The organism is Dokdonia sp. MED134 (assembly GCF_000152925.2).
Taxonomy (GTDB): Bacteria; Bacteroidota; Bacteroidia; order Flavobacteriales; family Flavobacteriaceae; genus Dokdonia.
Map to the genome: position 1 here is coordinate 1,111,858 of NZ_CP009301.1, position 19,399 is coordinate 1,131,256.

Here is a 19,399-nt window from a genome sequence, read left to right on the forward strand (position 1 = left end):
TTTACTTTTTAATTTTAAAGTAAAATGTACTACCCACATTAACTTGCGAGTCTACCCAAATGGTCCCGTCGTGCAGTTTTACAATTTTCTCACAATGAGCAAGCCCCACACCGGTACCCTCATACTTGTGCTGAGTAGCAGCTCTACCAAATATTTTAAACACATTATCTAGATCATCTTGAGCGATGCCTATACCGTTATCATTAATCACAAATGTCCAATAGCCCTCATCTTCAAAAGAAGAAATGCGCACCACCGGGCTCACATCTGGTTTGCAATATTTAAGAGAGTTCCCTATAAGGTTTTGAAACAATAATCTAAGCTCTGTCTTATAAGCCCATATAGAAGGCATCCTGCTTAAGTGTATTTTACCATTGCACTCTCTAAGGCGCTTACCTAGGTCATATTTTACAATTTCTAATAACTCTTGCACATCTACCTCGGTACGCTCCAGTTCTTGACCTATACGACTATGTTCTAGTAAGCCTTTAATTTGGTCTGCCATTCTACCAGCGGCACCATATATGTAACCTAGGTACTCTGTGGCTTTTGGATCTAGATTGTCACTAAATTTCTTTAAAATCACATCACTGCTAAAACGTATCGTACCAAGAGGCTCTTGTAAATCGTGCGAGCAAATAGAGACAAACTGCTCTAGGTCTGTATTAATGCGTTGCAGCTCCTCATTTTTATCATACATAAGTTGCTGTGCGCGCTGCAAGTCTGATATATTTATTAAAGTAGATCTAGAGTATGAAGATCCCACCTCTGGAACTACGAGCTCTGAATTAAGAATGATAGGTATATGATTTCCATCTATATCTACAAGTGTCATTTGCTCTCCTTCTATAACCCCAGTTTTTTGAATCTGATCAAGAAGACCCAATCCTTTTGCCTTAGACTGGTCTGTATAAAAGTCAAATATGCGTCTACCTATTGCCTCATCTCTAGACTTTAGTTTAAGGGTGTCTAAAAATATTTTATTACACTCTACTATACGACCTGTAGACGGGTTTACGCTAGCGTGCATCACGGGATCATTCTCGTAGAAGTCTTTAAACTTTTGCTGGCTTTCTTTTAATTTTTTCTGTGACTCGACGGTTTTTGTAATATCTACAAATGTGATGACAGAACCTTCTATTTTTTTAGTTCCTGTATAAAATGGAGATATACGCCTTATGTATGAACGCCCATCTTTTTTATTTATCTGGGTTTCGTTTATTATGCCAGTTTCCATCACCTTCTCGATCTTGGTTTTGAGCATAGACTTAGCACCTGTACCCAGCTGGGTTAAGAAATGCTCGATAGGCCTCCCTACATCTTGTTTTATTAACTTAAAATGTTCTTGTATAGAAGGAGTAAACTTTCTAATAGTAAGCTCTCTATCTAAAAATATAGTAGCAATCTGTGTACTATTGAGTATGTTGTCCATATCTGCATTGAGCAGGGCAAGATCATCCATTTTCTCTATGTGCTCAACATTAACGGTATGCAGCTCCTCGTTTACACTTTGCAACTCTTCATTAGTACTTTGTAACTCTTCATTTGATGCTAGTAACTCCTCGTTAAGTGTTTGTAATTCTTCATTGCTACTCTCTGCATCTTCTAAGGCCTTTTTTAACTCTCCTCTAGTCTCCTCGATTTCATCAATGAGGTCTTTAATACGTGCATCTGGTGTAGTAGCAAGGCTCATAACACCCGTCTGTATGGTTGTATCTGGAGTAAACTCTTGCTCAATAAATGTGATTACATAATCACAGTCATCTGTATTATTTTTAAATATGGGCTTTGCAATTACATTTACCATAGTGTCTACACCAGCCTTTTGTGTAGCCACATTTTTATAAATAAAATCGCTTTTAGTGCGCTTAGCCTTTCTGGTCGCACTATTTACAGCAGTCTTTAGATTATCTGGTAGCATTTTGAGCAAGTCTAGTGAAAAACCTGTTTCTGGCAACTGAGCATATTTTGCAAAGGCCCCCATTGCATCTACTACTTTAAAATCACTTTCTATATAAACACTAGCGGTATCAAACTGTGAAATAATCGCATCAGAAATACACATTTTAATATCTCCGTCAAAGGATACAGAAGGTGTGACCGATTTTTGTTTTTGCTTTCGCGAAAGCGTACTACTACCCTTTTTAACCTTTGAGGTAAGAAGCTCACTATGCAATCTTTCTGATGGGATAATGTTTTTGAAAACATTCAACTTTCCATTTACAGCTTCAAAAGAGTTACGTAAAGCTGTATGAGACTCGCTAGAACCCAAAAATAAATACCCATCACGTTTAAGCGAGTAATGCAGGGTATGCAAAACGGCGGTTTGCACCTCTGGCTTGAGATATATTAAAAGATTACGGCATATAACCATATCCATATTTTTAAATGGAGGATCTTTTAAAATATCGTGATTTGAAAAAATAATTTTATTCCTGAGATCTGGGTTGATTTTAAACTCATCACCCTCTTGACTAAAATATTTATTTAATTTTGAAGGTGGAACGTTATCTACTACTCGCTTTGTAAATACACCTGCAGATGCACTTTGTATATGTTCTTCAGAAATATCTGTAGCAAAAATTTTGAGCGTTATATCCTTATTTTGCTTCTTAATTTCTTCTTCAAAAAGGATGGCTATAGAGTATGACTCTTCTCCTGTTGAACAAGCCACGTCCCAAACCTTTATAATATCACCACTATGCTTATCACTTACAATGGCAGGTATGGTTTCTGTTTCAAGTAGATCCCACGCTTTTGTATCTCTAAAAAATTTTGTCACACCTATTAAAAACTCTTTATATAAAATAATGACCTCTTCAGAATGCATATGGAGATAGTTAATATACTCATCAAAGGTTTTGATTTTAAGACTATTCATACGTCGCTCTGTACGTCTTAATATGGTAGGTCTTTTATAATAGTTAAAATTTATTGTAGTGCTACTATGCAATATGTTTAAAATGGTGCGCAACTGCTCATTTACTTTTTGAGAAGTTTCATCATCATAGTTTACAATGAGACCATCATTGTAATATGTATGTATCTCACCTATCATTTCTCTTGCAGGAACGATATAGTCTACATCACCTGTATTTATTGCGCTAGATGGCATACCATTAAAGCTAGCATCTTCTGGTTGTTGTACAAGGACTAGTCCGCCTTGTTTTTTTATAGCCTGTATACCACGTGTACCATCACTACCCGTACCACTTAATATAACACCTACAGCATCTCTACCATAGGCCACTGCTAGAGACTCCATAAATAAATCTATGGGTAAATTGAGCGTTTTTGCCTCTGGCTTGTCTAGTAACTTGAGATGTCCATCTTGTATTACAAGATTCATAGTAGGAGGAATCACATAAATACAGTTTCTCTCAATTATAGAATCGTCTGTAACTGCTACTATAGGCACTTTAGTTTTCTTTGCAAGTAACTCTGCCATTAAGCTCTTATGATCTGGTGATAGATGCTGTATGATTACATAACTGTAGTCATAATTTTCTACCACATTATCAAAAAAAGCATTGAGAGCCTCTAGACCTCCTGCACTTGCTCCTACAGCAACAATGATGTGTTTTTTATTTTTTGAGATTTTCAAGAAATAGAAATTTAGTGAGAAATATACACCTGTTTAAGTCACTAATTTTCACACTAGAGTCTCAAAAATTATTTCGCATTAGAAATTTACGATTTATTTTAACATTTTCATAATGAGCTCATTTAAATTGATTATGATTATAGATGCATTGCATTAATAGCATTCATAATTTAGCCAAATGAGAACATTTTAACAAAAAATTAAGAAATCAAAATTAGCTAAAATAAACCGTTTATAGACAAGGTAAAATTAAAAAAAAATACGACTTAGGCTTGACCAGTAGGTCCAAAATTAAGTGGCACTGGCTGCTTCTCGTAGTCCTTTATAACGCCGTGTGCATTTTCAAAACGTTTTACATTATCTGCTAGTGCCTTAGCAAGTCGCTTTGCGTGTTGAGGAGTAAGAATTATACGACTCTTCACCTTACTTTTAGGAGTGCCAGGCATAATATTTACAAAATCTACCACAAACTCAGATACAGAGTGATTTATTATTGCTAGGTTAGAATAAGTACCCTGAGCCATATCTTCTGTAAGCTCTATATTTATTTTCTTCTGGTTTTGGTTTTGTTTTTTATCGTCTGCCATTATTGGTGTCTTTGTTAATTTTTAAATCAATTTATGGGAGTGAGCAATGTCCATACATCACTTTATCTATTGTGAAGGTAAGGATTGGTGCGCTTTCGCGAAAGCGGAATAAAAACCTTACCACTTTGTACTGATACTAGTGTATTACTTAGTCAAAATGCTGTTTACATACTCAATGAAAATAAAAATCCCGTTTGACAAAAAAGTCAAACGGGATTTTATATCTAACTATACTGTTAGTACAATAGGTACTAGTTATAGTTTACTTCTTGCTTTTCTTGCATCATATTTGCTAGATCTTCCTTACTACCTACGAGAATGTCATCATAACGACGCATACCTGTACCAGCTGGAATTTTATGACCTACAATTACATTTTCTTTAAGACCTTCTAAGTAATCTATCTTACCGCTTACAGCAGCTTCGTTAAGTACTTTTGTTGTCTCTTGGAAAGATGCTGCAGAGATAAATGACTTAGTCTGTAGCGATGCTCTTGTAATACCTTGAAGGATAGGAGAAGCAGTAGCTGGTTGTACATCACGTGCAGTTACTTGATTCTTATCTTCTCTTCTTAGTAAAGAATTTTCATCACGAAGTTCACGTGGAGTTACTAGCTGTCCTGGTTTCAGGTTTTCAGATTCTCCTGCATCTTCTACGACTTTCATTCCGTACATAGCATCATTCTCTTCGATAAAGTCTGCTTTGTGAATAAGCTGGTTCTCTAAGAAGATAGTATCACCTGGATCTTGTATACGTACTTTACGCATCATCTGGCGTACTACAACCTCAAAGTGCTTATCGTTAATCTTCACCCCTTGTAGACGATATACTTCTTGTACTTCGTTAACAAGGTACTGTTGTACTGCAGATGGGCCTTTGATATTTAATATATCGTTAGGCGTTACAGAACCATCAGAAAGTGGCATACCTGCTCTTACATAATCATTTTCTTGTACAAGAATCTGGTTAGATAATTTTACTAGGTACTTCTTAACTTCACCAAGTTTTGACTCTACGATAATCTCACGATTACCACGCTTTATTTTTCCGAAAGATACTACACCGTCTATCTCAGACACTACTGCTGGGTTAGATGGGTTACGTGCTTCAAATAATTCTGTCACACGTGGTAGACCTCCTGTAATATCTCCAGCCTTTGCAGACCTACGAGGTATTTTTACAAGAATTTTTCCTTCTTTAATCTTATCTCCATCATCTATCATAAGGTGAGCTCCAACTGGTAAGTTGTAAGAACGTAGCGCGTTTCCTTTGCTATCCTCAATAATTAATGTTGGTATTTTCTTCTTATCTCTAGATTCAGAAATTACTTTTTCTTGGAAACCTGTTTGCTCATCTGTCTCTACACGGTACGTTATACCTTGCTCAATAGACTCAAACTTAATTTTTCCTGCAAATTCTGAAATCACAACTCCGTTAAATGGATCCCACTTACAGATTACCTCTCCAGCTTTCACCTTATCACCAGACTTTGCAAATATTTGTGAACCGTAAGGAATTGTATTTGTACTAAGTGTGATACCCGTCTTAGGATCTGAAACTTTTGCTTCAGAAGTACGAGAGATTACGATTTCTGCAGGGTTACCTTCATTATCTTCTCCCATTACTGTCTTAAGATCTTCTATCTCCAGTTTACCATCAAACTTAGCTGTTACGCTAGAGTCTTCAGATACACCTCCTGCAACCCCTCCTACGTGGAAGGTACGAAGTGTAAGCTGTGTTCCTGGTTCTCCAATAGACTGTGCTGCAACTACTCCTACTGCCTCACCCATTTGTACCGTTTTATTAGTAGCTAGGTTACGACCGTAACATTTTACACAAATACCTTTCTTAGCCTCACAAGTAAGCGCAGAACGTACTTCTACAGTTTCTATTGGTGCAGCGCCTATAAGCTCTGCGATATCTTCATCTATCTCAACACCAGCCTCAACGATTACCTCGTTAGTAAGCGGGTTTATAACATCATTAAGAGATGTACGACCTACGATACGAGCACTTAGAGATTCTATCACCTCTTCGTTTTTCTTTAACGCAGCTACTTCTACTCCTCTTAATGTACCACAATCTGTACTGTTTATGATTACATCTTGAGATACATCTACTAGACGACGTGTTAAGTAACCTGCATCTGCCGTTTTAAGAGCGGTATCTGCAAGACCTTTACGTGCACCGTGCGTAGAGATAAAGTACTCAAGAATTGAAAGACCCTCCTTAAAGTTAGAAAGAATTGGGTTTTCAATAATAGCCCCACCTCCATCGTTAGATTTCTTAGGTTTTGCCATTAGACCACGCATACCTGTAAGCTGGCGTATCTGCTCTTTAGATCCACGTGCTCCTGAGTCAAGCATCATATACACCGAGTTAAACCCTTGTTGATCCTCACGGATACGCTTCATAGAAAGCTCAGTAAGAGTTGCGTTTGTAGATGTCCACACATCAATAACTTGGTTATAACGCTCTGTATTAGTAATAAGACCCATATTATAAGATCCTGTAATACCTTCTACTTGCTCATTTGCCTCGTCTATCATACCGTGCTTCTCATCTGGGATAATGATATCTCCAAGTGAGAATGATAATCCTCCACGGAATGCAAATCCATATCCCATAGTCTTAATACGGTCAAGGAAAGCTGCAGTAACTGGTACACTTGTTACCTTAAGAATACGTCCTATAATATCACGCAGTGACTTTTTAGTCAATACTTCGTTAATATATCCAGCTTCTTCTGGTACAGCCTCATTAAATAGCACACGACCTACAGTCGTCTCCATTACTTTGTATACAAGCTCTTTGTTTTCATTAAAATCCTTAGCACGTATTTTAATGATCGCATTAATGTCTACACGCTTCTCATTATAGGCAATGTTTACCTCTTCTGCAGAGTAGAAAGTGATTCCTTCTCCTTTTACGTGAAACTCTGGAGTCGATTTTCTGGCCTTTGTCATATAGTAAAGACCTAATACCATATCCTGAGAAGGTACTGCTACTGGAGCACCATTTGCAGGGTTTAAGATATTATGAGAAGCAAGCATTAATAACTGTGCCTCAAGTATCGCCTCTGGCCCAAGTGGTAAGTGTACTGCCATCTGGTCACCGTCAAAATCGGCGTTAAATGCTGTACACACAAGTGGGTGTAATTGTATCGCTTTACCTTCAATAAGCTTAGGCTGGAATGCCTGTATACCTAGACGGTGAAGCGTAGGAGCACGGTTAAGGAGGATAGGATGTCCTTTAAGAACATTCTCTAATATATCCCAAACTACAGGCTCTTTTTTGTCTATTATTTTCTTTGCAGATTTTACAGTCTTTACAATACCACGCTCTATAAGCTTACGTATTACAAAAGGCTTATAAAGCTCTGCTGCCATTCCCTTAGGAATACCACATTCAAATAACTTTAATTCTGGTCCTACAACAATTACAGAACGTGCTGAGTAATCTACACGCTTACCAAGTAAGTTTTGACGGAAACGTCCTTGCTTACCTTTTAAAGAATCAGAAAGAGACTTTAATGGTCTGTTAGAATCTGTTTTTACTGCAGAAGATTTACGTGTGTTATCAAAAAGTGAATCTACAGACTCCTGTAGCATACGCTTCTCATTACGTAAGATTACCTCTGGCGCTTTGATTTCCATCAATCGCTTAAGACGGTTGTTACGTATAATTACACGACGGTAAAGATCATTAAGATCTGATGTTGCAAAACGACCTCCATCTAGTGGTACTAGTGGGCGTAATTCTGGTGGAATTACTGGTACAACCTTCATAATCATCCATTCTGGAAGATTCTCACGGTTTTTATTTGCATCACGTAATGCCTCTACAACTTGAAGACGTTTAAGTGCCTCCGTTTTACGTTGCTTAGACGTTTCGTTATTTGCCTTGTGACGTAACTCATAAGAAAGCTCGTTAAGATCTATTCTTCTTAAAAGTTCGATCAAACATTCAGCACCCATTTTGGCGATAAATTTGTTTGGATCTTCATCATCAAGGTATAGGTTTTCTTGCGGTAAACTGTCAAGTATGTTTAAGTACTCTTCTTCCGTAAGGAAATCCATTTTATTAAGGTCTTCACCCTCTTCATTCTTTGCAATACCTGGTTGTATAACCACGTAACGCTCGTAATAAATGATCATATCTAATTTCTTAGATGGAAGACCAAGTAAGTACCCTATTTTATTAGGTAAAGATCTAAAGTACCAGATGTGAGCCACAGGAACCACAAGGTTAATGTGTCCTACACGATCACGACGTACTTTCTTCTCTGTCACCTCTACACCACAACGGTCACAAACGATCCCTTTGTAGCGTATTCTTTTATATTTACCACAAGCACACTCATAATCCTTTACGGGACCAAAAATACGCTCACAGAACAACCCGTCACGCTCTGGCTTGTGCGTTCTGTAGTTGATTGTTTCCGGCTTTAATACTTCTCCTTTTGATGCCCCAAGAATAGATTCTGGAGACGCAAGACCAATAGAGATAGCGTTAAACTTCGGCTGTTGTACATTGTCATTATTTCTTGCCATAATTCTGTGTATGTCGAATTAATTATTGTTGTGAATGGTTGTTGTTACGCTTTCGCGAAAGCGGAATCCCAAGAGACTCCACTTTCCAAAAACCATTTACTTTTCTTCTAGACGAATGTCTAGTCCCAGTCCTTTAAGCTCGTGCATTAATACGTTGAAAGATTCAGGAAGACCTGGCTCTGGCATAGGCTCTCCTTTTACAATACTTTCATACGTCTTAGCACGACCAATCACGTCATCAGACTTTACAGTAAGGATCTCACGCAATGTTGCCGAAGCTCCATATGCCTCAAGAGCCCATACCTCCATCTCACCAAAACGTTGCCCTCCAAACTGCGCCTTACCTCCAAGAGGTTGTTGCGTAATAAGAGAGTACGGCCCGATAGAACGCGCGTGCATCTTGTCGTCTACCATATGCCCTAATTTAAGCATATAGATAACTCCTACCGTTGCTGGTTGATCAAAACGATCTCCAGTACCTCCGTCATATAAGTATGTATGACCAAAGCGTGGTATACCTGCCTCGTCTGTAAGTGCGTTAATCTGATCCAGTGTTGCTCCATCAAAAATAGGGGTCGCATATGTTCTTCCTAATTTTTGACCTGCCCATCCTAACACGGTCTCATAAATCTGACCAATGTTCATACGTGATGGTACACCTAGTGGGTTAAGAACGATGTCTACAGGAGTTCCATCCTCAAGGAATGGCATATCCTCTTGACGTACGATACGTGCAACGATACCTTTGTTACCGTGACGTCCCGCCATCTTATCTCCTACTTTAAGCTTACGTTTTTTAGCAATATAAACCTTAGCAAGCTTGATGATACCAGCTGGTAGCTCATCTCCTACTGAGATTGTAAATTTCTCACGACGTAAGTTACCTTGTAGATCGTTTTCTTTAATCTTATAGTTGTGTAATAAGTCTGCAATAAGTGTATTAGTCTTATCATCTGTAGTCCAAGTACCTTGTGTAAGGTGCGTGTAATCTTCTACAGAGTTAAGCATCTTGAGTGTAAATTTCTTTCCTTTAGGAAGTACTTCTTCACCTAAATCATTCATTACACCTTGAGCAGTCTTACCATTTACAAGTTTGAATAATTTTTCAATTAATACCGCCTGTAAATCGTCAAACTTCACATCATACTTATCTTCAAGTACTGCGATGTCTTCTTTATCTTTTGCACGTTTACGCTTATCTTTTATCGCTCTAGCAAACAATTTCTTGTTTATAACTACACCGTGTAAAGATGGTGATGCTTTAAGGGAAGCATCTTTTACGTCTCCTGCTTTATCTCCAAATATTGCGCGAAGTAATTTTTCTTCTGGAGTAGGGTCAGACTCTCCTTTTGGAGTAATCTTACCTATTAATATATCTCCAGGTTTTACTTCTGCACCTATACGGATCATTCCGTTCTCATCAAGGTCTTTTGTAGCCTCTTCAGAAACGTTAGGAATATCATTAGTAAGCTCTTCGTTACCTAACTTCGTATCACGTACATCAAGAGAGTACTCATCAATGTGTATAGAAGTAAAGATATCGTCACGTACTACTTTTTCTGATATTACAATCGCATCCTCAAAGTTATATCCCTTCCAAGGCATAAAGGCCACCTTCATATTACGTCCTAGTGCAAGCTCACCTTTCTCGGTAGCATACCCTTGACATAATACTTGACCACGCTCAACTCTATCTCCTACTTTTACAATAGGTTTAAGGTTGATATTTGTACCCTGGTTAGTCTTACGGAATTTAATAAGATTGTAAGATTTAGAATCCTCGTCAAAACTTACGAGACGCTCATCATCTGTACGATCATATTTTATAGTAATCATATTTGCATCTACATACTCTACTGTACCTGCACCTTCTGCATTAATTAGTACTCTAGAATCTGTAGCTACTTGACGTTCCAGACCTGTTCCCACGATAGGCGCATCTGCCATAATAAGTGGTACTGCCTGGCGCATCATATTCGACCCCATCAGTGCACGGTTTGCATCATCGTGTTCCAAGAATGGAATAAGTGATGCAGAGATAGATGCAATCTGGTTAGGACTAACATCTGCATAATGTACTGTATCTGGATCTACTACTGGGAAATCACCTTCCATACGCGCAATTACTTTTTCTTCAGTAATTGTACCTTCATCATTCATAGGGTTGTTTGCTTGCGCTATTAACATCCCTTCTTCTTCCTCAGCACTTAAGTATTGTGGTTCTGATTTTAAATCTATCTTACCACCTTCAACCTTACGATATGGAGTCTCAATGAATCCCATATTATTCACCTTAGCATATACTGCTAGTGAAGATATAAGACCAATGTTAGGCCCCTCTGGTGTTTCAATAGGACATAATCTACCGTAGTGTGTGTAGTGTACATCACGTACCTCAAATCCTGCACGCTCACGTGATAGACCTCCTGGCCCAAGTGCAGATAGACGACGCTTGTGCGTGATCTCAGCAAGTGGATTAGTCTGGTCCATAAACTGTGATAACTGGTTTGTACCAAAGAATGAATTAATTACAGAAGACAATGTCTTTGCATTAATCAAATCTATAGGAGTAAACACTTCGTTATCACGCACGTTCATACGCTCACGTATTGTACGAGCCATACGAGCAAGACCTACACCAAACTGGGCAGAAAGTTGCTCACCTACTGTACGTACACGACGGTTTGATAAGTGATCAATATCATCAATCTCTGCTTTTGCATTGATTAACTCAATTAGGTATTTTATAATGGTAATAATATCTAGCTTAGTAAGCACCTGCTTATCCATCTCGATATCAAGACCTAATTTCTTATTCATTCTATAACGACCTACTTCACCTAAGTTGTAACGTTGGTCTGAGAAGAATAACTTATCTATAATACCACGTGCAGTTTCCTCATCTGGCGGTTCTGCATTACGTAATTGTCTATAGATATGCTCAACAGCTTCTTTTTCAGAATTTGTTGGATCCTTCTGTAATGTATTATGGATAATCGCATAATCTGCCTGCTGATTATCTTCTTTGTGAAGTAGTACAGTTTTTGCTCCAGCCTCAAGAATTTCTTCTACGTGCTCTTTTTCAAGAACTGTATCACGATCAAGCACTATCTCATTACGCTCAATAGATACTACTTCACCTGTATCTTCATCAACAAAATCCTCGTGCCAAGTGTTAAGAACACGTGCTGCAAGCTTGCGACCAAGATATTTTTTAAGCCCTGTTTTAGAAACTTTAACCTCTTCTGCAAGATCAAATATCTCAAGGATATCTTTATCTCTTTCAAAACCGATAGCTCGGAAAAGTGTAGTAACAGGTAATTTCTTTTTACGATCAATATAAGCGTACATAACGCTATTAATATCTGTCGCAAATTCTATCCACGAACCTTTAAAAGGAATTACACGTGCAGAATATAATTTTGTTCCATTTGCGTGGAACGACTGTCCAAAGAATACCCCTGGAGAACGGTGTAATTGAGAAACAACAACACGCTCTGCGCCGTTGATCACAAATGTTCCGCTAGGAGTCATATATGGGATTGTACCAAGATATACATCTTGTACGATTGTTTCAAAATCTTCGTGTTCCTCGTCTGTACAGTATAATTTTAGACGTGCTTTTAACGGCACACTATAAGTAAGTCCACGCTCTATACACTCTTGTATAGAATATCTAGGTGGATCAACAAAATAATCTAAAAACTCGAGTACAAAATTGTTACGAGTATCTGTAATTGGGAAGTTCTCGAGAAAAGTATTGTAAAGACCCTCATCACCTCTCTCATCAGACTTTGTTTCCAGCTGGAAGAAATCTTGGAAAGACTTTACTTGAATATCCAAAAAGTCTGGATAATCAGGTCTATTCTTTACCGATGAGAAACTGATTCTTTCTCCTTGTTTTGCATCTTGCATCATCAACGAACGGAATTTGATTAGAACTAAACTTGCCCCTTAGCAAGTCTAAAAAGATTTTAAATTAACGACCGAAATCAAGAAAAAGTCGAGTTACATAAAAAAGGTAACTACTTTATACGACAAATGGTTTAGACCAAATTGCGCCTTTGACAGACACAACTAGTCTAAACCTTTATCTATTTATTATGGTAAGCTTACTTAAGCTCAACTTCTGCACCAGCTTCTTCTAACTGAGCTTTAAGTGCTTCTGCCTCATCTTTAGCAACACCTTCTTTAACTGGAGATGGAGCACCATCTACTAATCCTTTAGCGTCTTTAAGACCTAATCCAGTTAATTCTTTTACAAGCTTAACTACAGCAAGCTTAGAAGCTCCAGCAGCCTTAAGGATTACGTCAAATTCTGACTTCTCCTCAGCAGCGTCTCCACCACCAGCTCCACCAGCAGCAACAGCTACAGCTGCAGCAGCAGGCTCAATACCATACTCATCTTTTAAAATAGTAGCTAACTCGTTTACTTCTTTTACTGTAAGGTTAACTAATTGTTCTGCGAATTCTTTTAAATCTGCCATTTTCTATCGTTTTTGAAAATTGTAATTGTTATATAATAAATAATAGTGCGTACTGCTTAACCTTCCTTCTCAGAAAGGGTTTTGATAATACCAGCAAGGGTTCCTCCACTTGACTTAAGAGCGCTAACAACGTTCTTAGCAGGCGATTGAAGTAATCCAATGATGTCTCCAATAAGTTCCTCTCTTGATTTGATATTTACCAGGTTATCTAGTTGATCATCTCCAACGTAGATAGCTTCTTCTATAAATGCTCCTTTTAATAAAGGCTTCTCAGATTTCTTACGAAATTCCTTAATTACCTTTGCTGGTGCATTTCCAGTTTCAGAAAACATAATTGCAGTGTTTCCTTTTAAAACTTCAGGAAGTTCTGCAAAATCTTTGTCTGATGCTTCCATTGCTTTTGCAAGCAATGTGTTCTTAACTACAGATAAACTTACTCCTGCCTTGAAACAAGCACGACGTAAATTTGAAGTCGTCCCAGCATCTAGTCCAGAAATATCAGTAAGGTATATGTGAGCGTTCTCTCCTAACTGCGTAGTTAAATCTTGAATTACTATTGATTTTTCTTCTCTTGTCATAATCTAAAATTTAAACTAGTCAGTAGCAAAACGCTTAGTATCAACCTCTACAGAAGGGCTCATTGTACTTGACATAAAAATACTTTTTATGTAAACACCCTTTGCAGTTGTAGGCTTAAGCTTTACTAATGTTGTTATTAATTCTCTTGCGTTACCAGCAATTTTTTCTGCATCAAAAGATGCCTTACCTACAGAGGCGTGGATGATACCAGTCTTATCAACTTTAAAGTCAATTTTACCAGCTTTTACATCAGAAACTGCTTTTGCAATATCCATAGTTACTGTACCTGTCTTTGGGTTAGGCATTAAACCACGTGGTCCTAAGACACGTCCTAAAGGTCCTAATTTACCCATTACACTAGGCATTGTGATTATAACGTCTACATCTGTCCAACCACCTTTGATTTTCTCAAGGTACTCATCAAGACCTACGTAGTCTGCTCCTGCTGCCTCAGCTTCTCCCGCTTTATCCGGAGTAACAAGAGCTAGCACTTTTACGTCTTTACCTGTTCCGTGAGGAAGAGTTACCACGCCACGCACCATCTGGTTTGCTTTACGAGGATCTACATTAAGACGTACAGCAATATCTACAGAAGGGTCAAAGTTTACGTTACTTACTTCTTTGATTAAAGCAGAAGCTTCAGCTAGATTGTAGGTTTGACCCGCTTCAATCTTAGACTGATTTTCTTTTTGCTTTTTTGTTAATTTTGCCATTATTGTTTTCTTTTTAAGCTGTTAAGCTGGTGCATCTCCACCTTTAACCGTTATACCCATTGAACGAGCTGTACCTGCTACCATTTTCATTGCACTTTCTACAGTGAATGCATTAAGGTCAGGCATTTTGTCCTCTGCAATTGCACGTACTTGATCCCAAGTAACTTTTGCAACCTTCTTACGGTTTGGTTCACCAGATCCACTCTTTACTTTAGCTGCTTCCAATAGTTGAACTGCTGCCGGAGGAGTCTTGATTACAAAATCAAAAGACTTATCCTTATATACAGTTATCGCAACAGGAAGTACTTTACCAGCTTTATCTTGAGTTCTAGCATTAAACTGCTTACAGAACTCCATAATATTTACGCCGGCAGCACCTAAAGCAGGTCCTACTGGTGGAGAAGGGTTTGCGGCACCTCCTCGTACTTGTAACTTTACAACCTTACTTACTTCTTTTGCCATTTCTAAAAATTTAAACTGATCTGTTCATAAAGTGGAAGCAATAGAACAAAATCCAAAATATATTAATGTAACAATTAATTTCTTATACCTTTTCAACCTGCATATAGCTAAGCTCTAATGGTGTTTTTCTTCCAAAAATTTTCACCATCACCTCAAGCTTACGCTTTTCTTCATTTACTTTTTCAACAGTTCCATTAAAACCATTAAAAGGACCATCTATAACCTTGATAGTCTCACCTATAGTAAATGGTATTGCAACGCTGTCTTGTTTTACAGCAAGCTCATCTACCTTACCTAGCATACGGTTCACCTCCGCCTTTCTTAACGGAACAGGATCACCACCTTTTACTTCTCCTAAAAATCCTATAACACCATTAATAGACTTAATGATGTGAGGTATTTCTCCAGCTAGATTTGCTTTAACCATTATGTAACCTGGGAAGTAAACACGTTCTTTGTTTACTTTCTTACCGTTACGTATTTGAATAACCTTTTCTGTAGGAACTAAAACTTCCTCAATGTTATCCTCTAGACTTAATCGTGAAATTTCTTGCTCGATATATGCCTTAACTTTATTCTCTTGACCACTAACGGCCCTTACCACATACCACTGTTTGGTGCTGTTTGCTTTAGCCATATCGTCTTAATTAATTTGTTCCTACTATTTTATCAAAGTATAACTTAATTACATTGCTAAAAACAGTATCAACACCCCATATAGCTAAAGAAAATAGTATCGAAAACACAGCAACTACAACCATAAGACGCTGAGCCTCTGGAAGTGGTGTCCACGTTACGTGATTTTTCAATTCGTTATATGATTCTTGAACGTAATTAATTAATCCAGCCATAATAGTTATATCGTTTTAGAAGTAGATAAGATATCTAATAATCTTCTAGTAAATTCCAAAATTCTAATGAGCAAGACACATTGTGTAAATACTCATAAATTGCACGGGTTGAGAGACTCGAACTCACGACACCTGGTTTTGGAGACCAGTGCTCTACCAACTGAGCTAAACCCGTATCCGTAGGACTAACCTACTTGAGATAATTTTTACGCTTTCGCGAAAGCGCAATAACCTTCTCTTTAACAAAAGTCAAGGCGTTCTGAAAAAACAGAACACCTTTACTTTTATTTATTATCTAGATAAAATTAATCTAAAATCTCAGTAACCTGACCAGCTCCTACTGTTCTACCACCTTCACGTACTGCAAAACGAAGTCCGATGTTAAGTGCGATAGGCTGGATAAGCTCAACAGTAATAGTTAAGTTATCACCAGGCATTACCATCTCGATTCCATCAGGAAGACCGATGTTACCAGTTACGTCAGTTGTACGTACGTAAAACTGTGGACGGTAGTTATTGTGGAATGGAGTGTGACGTCCACCTTCTTCTTTCTTAAGGATATAAACCTCAGCTTTAAACTTAGCGTGTGGTGTTACAGATCCTGGCTTAACGATTACCATACCTCTAGAGATTTGAGACTTCTCAATACCTCTTAATAAGATACCAGCGTTATCTCCAGCCTCACCTCTATCAAGGATCTGACGGAACATCTCAATACCTGTAATAGTAGAAGTAAGTTTCTCAGCACCCATACCGATGATCTCAACAGGATCTCCAGTGTTTGCGATACCAGTTTCGATACGACCTGTAGCAACAGTTCCACGACCAGTAATAGAGAATACATCCTCAATAGGCATTAGAAAATCTTTTTCAGTCTCACGTAATGGCTCTTCGATCCAAGAATCAACAGCAGCCATAAGCTCTAATACTGTATCAACCCATTTTTGCTCACCGTTTAACGCTCCAAGTGCAGAACCAGCTACAACAGGACCATTATCTCCATCATACTCGTAGAAAGAAAGAAGATCTCTAATCTCCATCTCTACAAGCTCAAGAAGCTCCTCATCATCAACCATATCTACTTTATTCATAAATACAACGATACGTGGAATACCTACCTGACGACCAAGAAGGATGTGCTCACGAGTTTGTGGCATAGGACCATCTGTAGCAGCAACCACAAGAATAGCACCATCCATTTGAGCAGCACCAGTTACCATATTCTTTACGTAATCGGCGTGACCTGGACAGTCAACGTGTGCGTAGTGACGGTTTTCAGTCGCGTACTCAACGTGTGAAGAGTTAATTGTTATACCTCTTTCTTTTTCCTCAGGAGCATTATCAATTTGATCAAAAGCAGAAGCTTCTGAAAAACCAGCATCTGCCAATACTTTCGTAATCGCAGCAGTTAAAGTTGTTTTACCGTGATCTACGTGCCCGATAGTTCCAACATTTAAATGGGGTTTCGAACGATCATATGTTTCCTTTGCCATAATGTAATTATTTAATCTTAGTTATTATTAGTGTACTATTTACTAGTGATCGAGTCCCTTCTCATTTAAACACGAAAAGTGAGTGCGACCAGCACTCATTATTAATATTTTGTTTTGAGCCAACGACGGGAATTGAACCCGTGGCCTCTTCCTTACCAAGGAAACGCTCTACCCCTGAGCTACGTCGGCTGGTAAATTTACGCTTTCGCGAAAGCTCAACACCTCAAAGGCATTTAGAGCGGGAGACCAGGTTCGAACTGGCGACATTCAGCTTGGAAGGCTGACGCTCTACCAACTGAGCTACTCCCGCGTTTATAAACTCACCCCATATACATATAGAGTGAGATTAAAGGTGTGGGGAGAGCAGGATTCGAACCTGCGAAGTTAAAAACAACTGAGTTACAGTCAGTCCTCGTTGGCCGCTTGAGTATCTCCCCTATTTGTTATCAAATTTCAGTGCGCAAAACTAAGCAAATCTTTTTGATAATAAAACAATATTTTAAAGAACTTTTTAACTTTATTTTTAAGTTAAAAAAAGAGCCGATGGAGGGACTCGAACCCACGACCTGCTGATTACAAATCAGCTGCTCTAGCCAGCTGAGCTACATCGGCTTTTTACTCACCCACACTTCCCAAAAGAAGCATAAAAAAGTCCGCTATTTCTAACGGACTGCAAATGTAGGTAATTTTTATCCCTACCCAAACTTTTTTTTGAAAAAAATTACATCACACGTGATCTTATTTTTTCTTTACGTTTTAAAAGTATTCTTTCCATAGACTGAACACACACATCTGTAGCCTCTTCGAAAGATTTTGCCATCTTTTTAACGATAAATTCATCGCCAGGCACACTAACTAATAATTCTACAATTTTATTATTTGGCCTTTCGTTAGGCTCTAGTTTTAGATAAACATCGGTATGAATAATCTTATCATAAAAATGTTCCAATTTTCCGACTTTCTTCTTTATAAAATTAGTGAGTTTGACATCTGCATCAAACTTTGGAGCTTCTACAGTTACTTTCATAAGAATATGGTTTAATTGGTTACACACAAAACACTCTCGTAGTGTTTTACATATTAAACGTTGTTCTTCTATTTCTTAGTGCGAGGATGAGCTTTTGAGTATACATCTTTAAGAGCCTTTATACTATTATGTGTATATACCTGTGTAGAGGCTAGACTCGCGTGACCCAAAAGCTCTTTTACAACGTTTAAATCTGCTCCTTGATTGAGAAGGTGAGTCGCAAAAGAATGTCTTAATATATGCGGGCTCGTCTTAAACTTATCAGAAGCCTCACTAAAATAGCGATTTATAATTCTGTACACAAGTGTACTATACACTTTTAACCCTTTTAAAGTAACAAGTAAAGGTTCACTATTACCAGACTGAGCCACCTGTGCTCGTTCAACCACATATCTCTCTAGGGTTGTTATTACTCCCGGTAACAATGGTATAAAACGTTCTTTATCTCTTTTGCCTTTTACTTTAAGTATTTTTTGAGAAAAGTCTACACTGCCCATAGTTAGATCAATAAGCTCTGCCCTCCTCATCCCAGTACCATATAACAATTCTACTATAAGAAGATCGCGCAGTGAAGTAAAGTCTTGAGATTCTCTTAATTCTTCAAGTACAATTGCAACTTCTTTTTCGGAAAATGGAATTTGCACTCGTTTTGAAACCTTAAGAGATTTATGTTTTACGAGCGGCGATACTAAAATATCACCCGTTTTAAGTAAAAACTTATAATATGACTTAAGAGAAGATACCTTTCTATTTACACTCTGACTAGACAGTCCCGCATCAACCAGCGATATAATCCAGGCTCTTATCTGAGCATAAGCTACCTTAACTGGATCCCTTTCTCCATAATTGTTTTCTAAAAAGACAAAAAAACTTGTAACATCCTTCTCATAAGCAAGCACCGTATGCTTACTATAATTTTTCTCAAGATTGAGATATTCTAAGAATGGTTTAAGCGACATTATAAAAACAATATAAACACACGATTAAGTTACAAGCAATAAAAAACCGTTGTACTGTAAAGATACACTTTACAACACAACGGT

The 19,399-nt window shown here is 37.9% G+C and carries 13 protein-coding genes and 5 tRNA genes; all 18 read right to left on the minus strand.

Annotated elements, in window-relative coordinates:
* Position 1: 1 nt before the first annotated feature.
* The 18 genes from MED134_RS04870 to MED134_RS04955 all read right to left on the minus strand — a co-directional run bounded on the left by MED134_RS04870 (position 2) and on the right by MED134_RS04955 (position 19,315).
* A complete protein-coding gene (locus MED134_RS04870; RefSeq protein WP_021778477.1) occupies positions 2 to 3,604 on the minus strand; it encodes a CheR family methyltransferase in 3,603 nt (1,200 codons plus the stop codon).
* A gap of 266 nt (positions 3,605 to 3,870) precedes the next feature.
* Positions 3,871 to 4,191, minus strand: coding sequence for a DUF3467 domain-containing protein (locus MED134_RS04875; RefSeq protein ID WP_021778476.1), 321 nt, complete (start codon positions 4,189 to 4,191; stop codon positions 3,871 to 3,873).
* 251 nt (positions 4,192 to 4,442) lie between these two features.
* Positions 4,443 to 8,744: a DNA-directed RNA polymerase subunit beta' gene (rpoC, locus tag MED134_RS04880; RefSeq protein ID WP_021778475.1), complete on the minus strand. Its 4,302-nt coding sequence runs from the start codon at positions 8,742 to 8,744 to the stop codon at positions 4,443 to 4,445.
* 96 nt (positions 8,745 to 8,840) lie between these two features.
* Positions 8,841 to 12,662 carry a DNA-directed RNA polymerase subunit beta gene (rpoB, locus tag MED134_RS04885; RefSeq protein WP_021778474.1) on the minus strand — a complete coding sequence of 1,274 codons (3,822 nt, stop codon included), beginning with the start codon at positions 12,660 to 12,662 and terminating at the stop codon, positions 8,841 to 8,843.
* Positions 12,663 to 12,856: 194 nt separating this feature from the next.
* A complete protein-coding gene (rplL, locus tag MED134_RS04890; RefSeq protein WP_021778473.1) occupies positions 12,857 to 13,231 on the minus strand; it encodes a 50S ribosomal protein L7/L12 in 375 nt (124 codons plus the stop codon).
* A gap of 56 nt (positions 13,232 to 13,287) precedes the next feature.
* The gene (gene rplJ / locus MED134_RS04895; protein WP_021778472.1) at positions 13,288 to 13,809 is read right to left on the minus strand and encodes a 50S ribosomal protein L10; all 522 of its coding nucleotides are present in this window, start codon (positions 13,807 to 13,809) and stop codon (positions 13,288 to 13,290) included.
* Positions 13,810 to 13,824: 15 nt separating this feature from the next.
* Positions 13,825 to 14,523 carry a 50S ribosomal protein L1 gene (rplA, locus tag MED134_RS04900; protein WP_021778471.1) on the minus strand — a complete coding sequence of 233 codons (699 nt, stop codon included), beginning with the start codon at positions 14,521 to 14,523 and terminating at the stop codon, positions 13,825 to 13,827.
* A 21-nt stretch (positions 14,524 to 14,544) separates the two neighbouring features.
* Complete coding sequence (gene rplK, locus MED134_RS04905; RefSeq protein WP_021778470.1) at positions 14,545 to 14,985, minus strand: 50S ribosomal protein L11; 441 nt, start codon at positions 14,983 to 14,985, stop codon at positions 14,545 to 14,547.
* Positions 14,986 to 15,067: 82 nt separating this feature from the next.
* Complete coding sequence (gene nusG, locus MED134_RS04910) at positions 15,068 to 15,622, minus strand: transcription termination/antitermination protein NusG (protein ID WP_021778469.1); 555 nt, start codon at positions 15,620 to 15,622, stop codon at positions 15,068 to 15,070.
* Positions 15,623 to 15,632: 10 nt separating this feature from the next.
* The gene (gene secE, locus MED134_RS04915) at positions 15,633 to 15,836 is read right to left on the minus strand and encodes a preprotein translocase subunit SecE (protein ID WP_021778468.1); all 204 of its coding nucleotides are present in this window, start codon (positions 15,834 to 15,836) and stop codon (positions 15,633 to 15,635) included.
* Positions 15,837 to 15,938: 102 nt separating this feature from the next.
* Positions 15,939 to 16,011: transfer RNA gene (locus MED134_RS04920), tRNA-Trp, on the minus strand.
* A gap of 130 nt (positions 16,012 to 16,141) precedes the next feature.
* Positions 16,142 to 17,329: an elongation factor Tu gene (gene tuf / locus MED134_RS04925; protein ID WP_021778467.1), complete on the minus strand. Its 1,188-nt coding sequence runs from the start codon at positions 17,327 to 17,329 to the stop codon at positions 16,142 to 16,144.
* 117 nt (positions 17,330 to 17,446) lie between these two features.
* Positions 17,447 to 17,518: transfer RNA gene (locus MED134_RS04930), tRNA-Thr, on the minus strand.
* Between the two features lie 48 nt (positions 17,519 to 17,566).
* A tRNA-Gly gene (locus MED134_RS04935) sits at positions 17,567 to 17,639 on the minus strand.
* A gap of 45 nt (positions 17,640 to 17,684) precedes the next feature.
* A tRNA-Tyr gene (locus tag MED134_RS04940) sits at positions 17,685 to 17,766 on the minus strand.
* A gap of 101 nt (positions 17,767 to 17,867) precedes the next feature.
* A tRNA-Thr gene (locus tag MED134_RS04945) sits at positions 17,868 to 17,941 on the minus strand.
* Between the two features lie 109 nt (positions 17,942 to 18,050).
* Positions 18,051 to 18,356 carry an HPF/RaiA family ribosome-associated protein gene (locus tag MED134_RS04950; RefSeq protein ID WP_021778466.1) on the minus strand — a complete coding sequence of 102 codons (306 nt, stop codon included), beginning with the start codon at positions 18,354 to 18,356 and terminating at the stop codon, positions 18,051 to 18,053.
* Positions 18,357 to 18,424: 68 nt separating this feature from the next.
* Positions 18,425 to 19,315 carry a tyrosine-type recombinase/integrase gene (locus MED134_RS04955; RefSeq protein WP_021778465.1) on the minus strand — a complete coding sequence of 297 codons (891 nt, stop codon included), beginning with the start codon at positions 19,313 to 19,315 and terminating at the stop codon, positions 18,425 to 18,427.
* Positions 19,316 to 19,399 lie beyond the last annotated feature (84 nt).

What these genes read in the sequence shown, in the direction of transcription:
- rplL (WP_021778473.1), bottom strand. Translation starts at nt 13,231, where the DNA reads ATGGCAGATTTAAAAGAATTCGCAGAACAATTAGTTAACCTTACAGTA.
- rplJ (WP_021778472.1), bottom strand. Translation starts at nt 13,809, where the DNA reads ATGACAAGAGAAGAAAAATCAATAGTAATTCAAGATTTAACTACGCAG.
- rpoB (WP_021778474.1), bottom strand. Translation starts at nt 12,662, where the DNA reads ATGATGCAAGATGCAAAACAAGGAGAAAGAATCAGTTTCTCATCGGTA.
- nusG (WP_021778469.1), bottom strand. Translation starts at nt 15,622, where the DNA reads ATGGCTAAAGCAAACAGCACCAAACAGTGGTATGTGGTAAGGGCCGTT.
- rplK (WP_021778470.1), bottom strand. Translation starts at nt 14,985, where the DNA reads ATGGCAAAAGAAGTAAGTAAGGTTGTAAAGTTACAAGTACGAGGAGGT.
- tuf (WP_021778467.1), bottom strand. Translation starts at nt 17,329, where the DNA reads ATGGCAAAGGAAACATATGATCGTTCGAAACCCCATTTAAATGTTGGA.
- rpoC (WP_021778475.1), bottom strand. Translation starts at nt 8,744, where the DNA reads ATGGCAAGAAATAATGACAATGTACAACAGCCGAAGTTTAACGCTATC.
- rplA (WP_021778471.1), bottom strand. Translation starts at nt 14,523, where the DNA reads ATGGCAAAATTAACAAAAAAGCAAAAAGAAAATCAGTCTAAGATTGAA.
- MED134_RS04955 (WP_021778465.1), bottom strand. Translation starts at nt 19,315, where the DNA reads ATGTCGCTTAAACCATTCTTAGAATATCTCAATCTTGAGAAAAATTAT.
- MED134_RS04950 (WP_021778466.1), bottom strand. Translation starts at nt 18,356, where the DNA reads ATGAAAGTAACTGTAGAAGCTCCAAAGTTTGATGCAGATGTCAAACTC.
- secE (WP_021778468.1), bottom strand. Translation starts at nt 15,836, where the DNA reads ATGGCTGGATTAATTAATTACGTTCAAGAATCATATAACGAATTGAAA.
- MED134_RS04875 (WP_021778476.1), bottom strand. Translation starts at nt 4,191, where the DNA reads ATGGCAGACGATAAAAAACAAAACCAAAACCAGAAGAAAATAAATATA.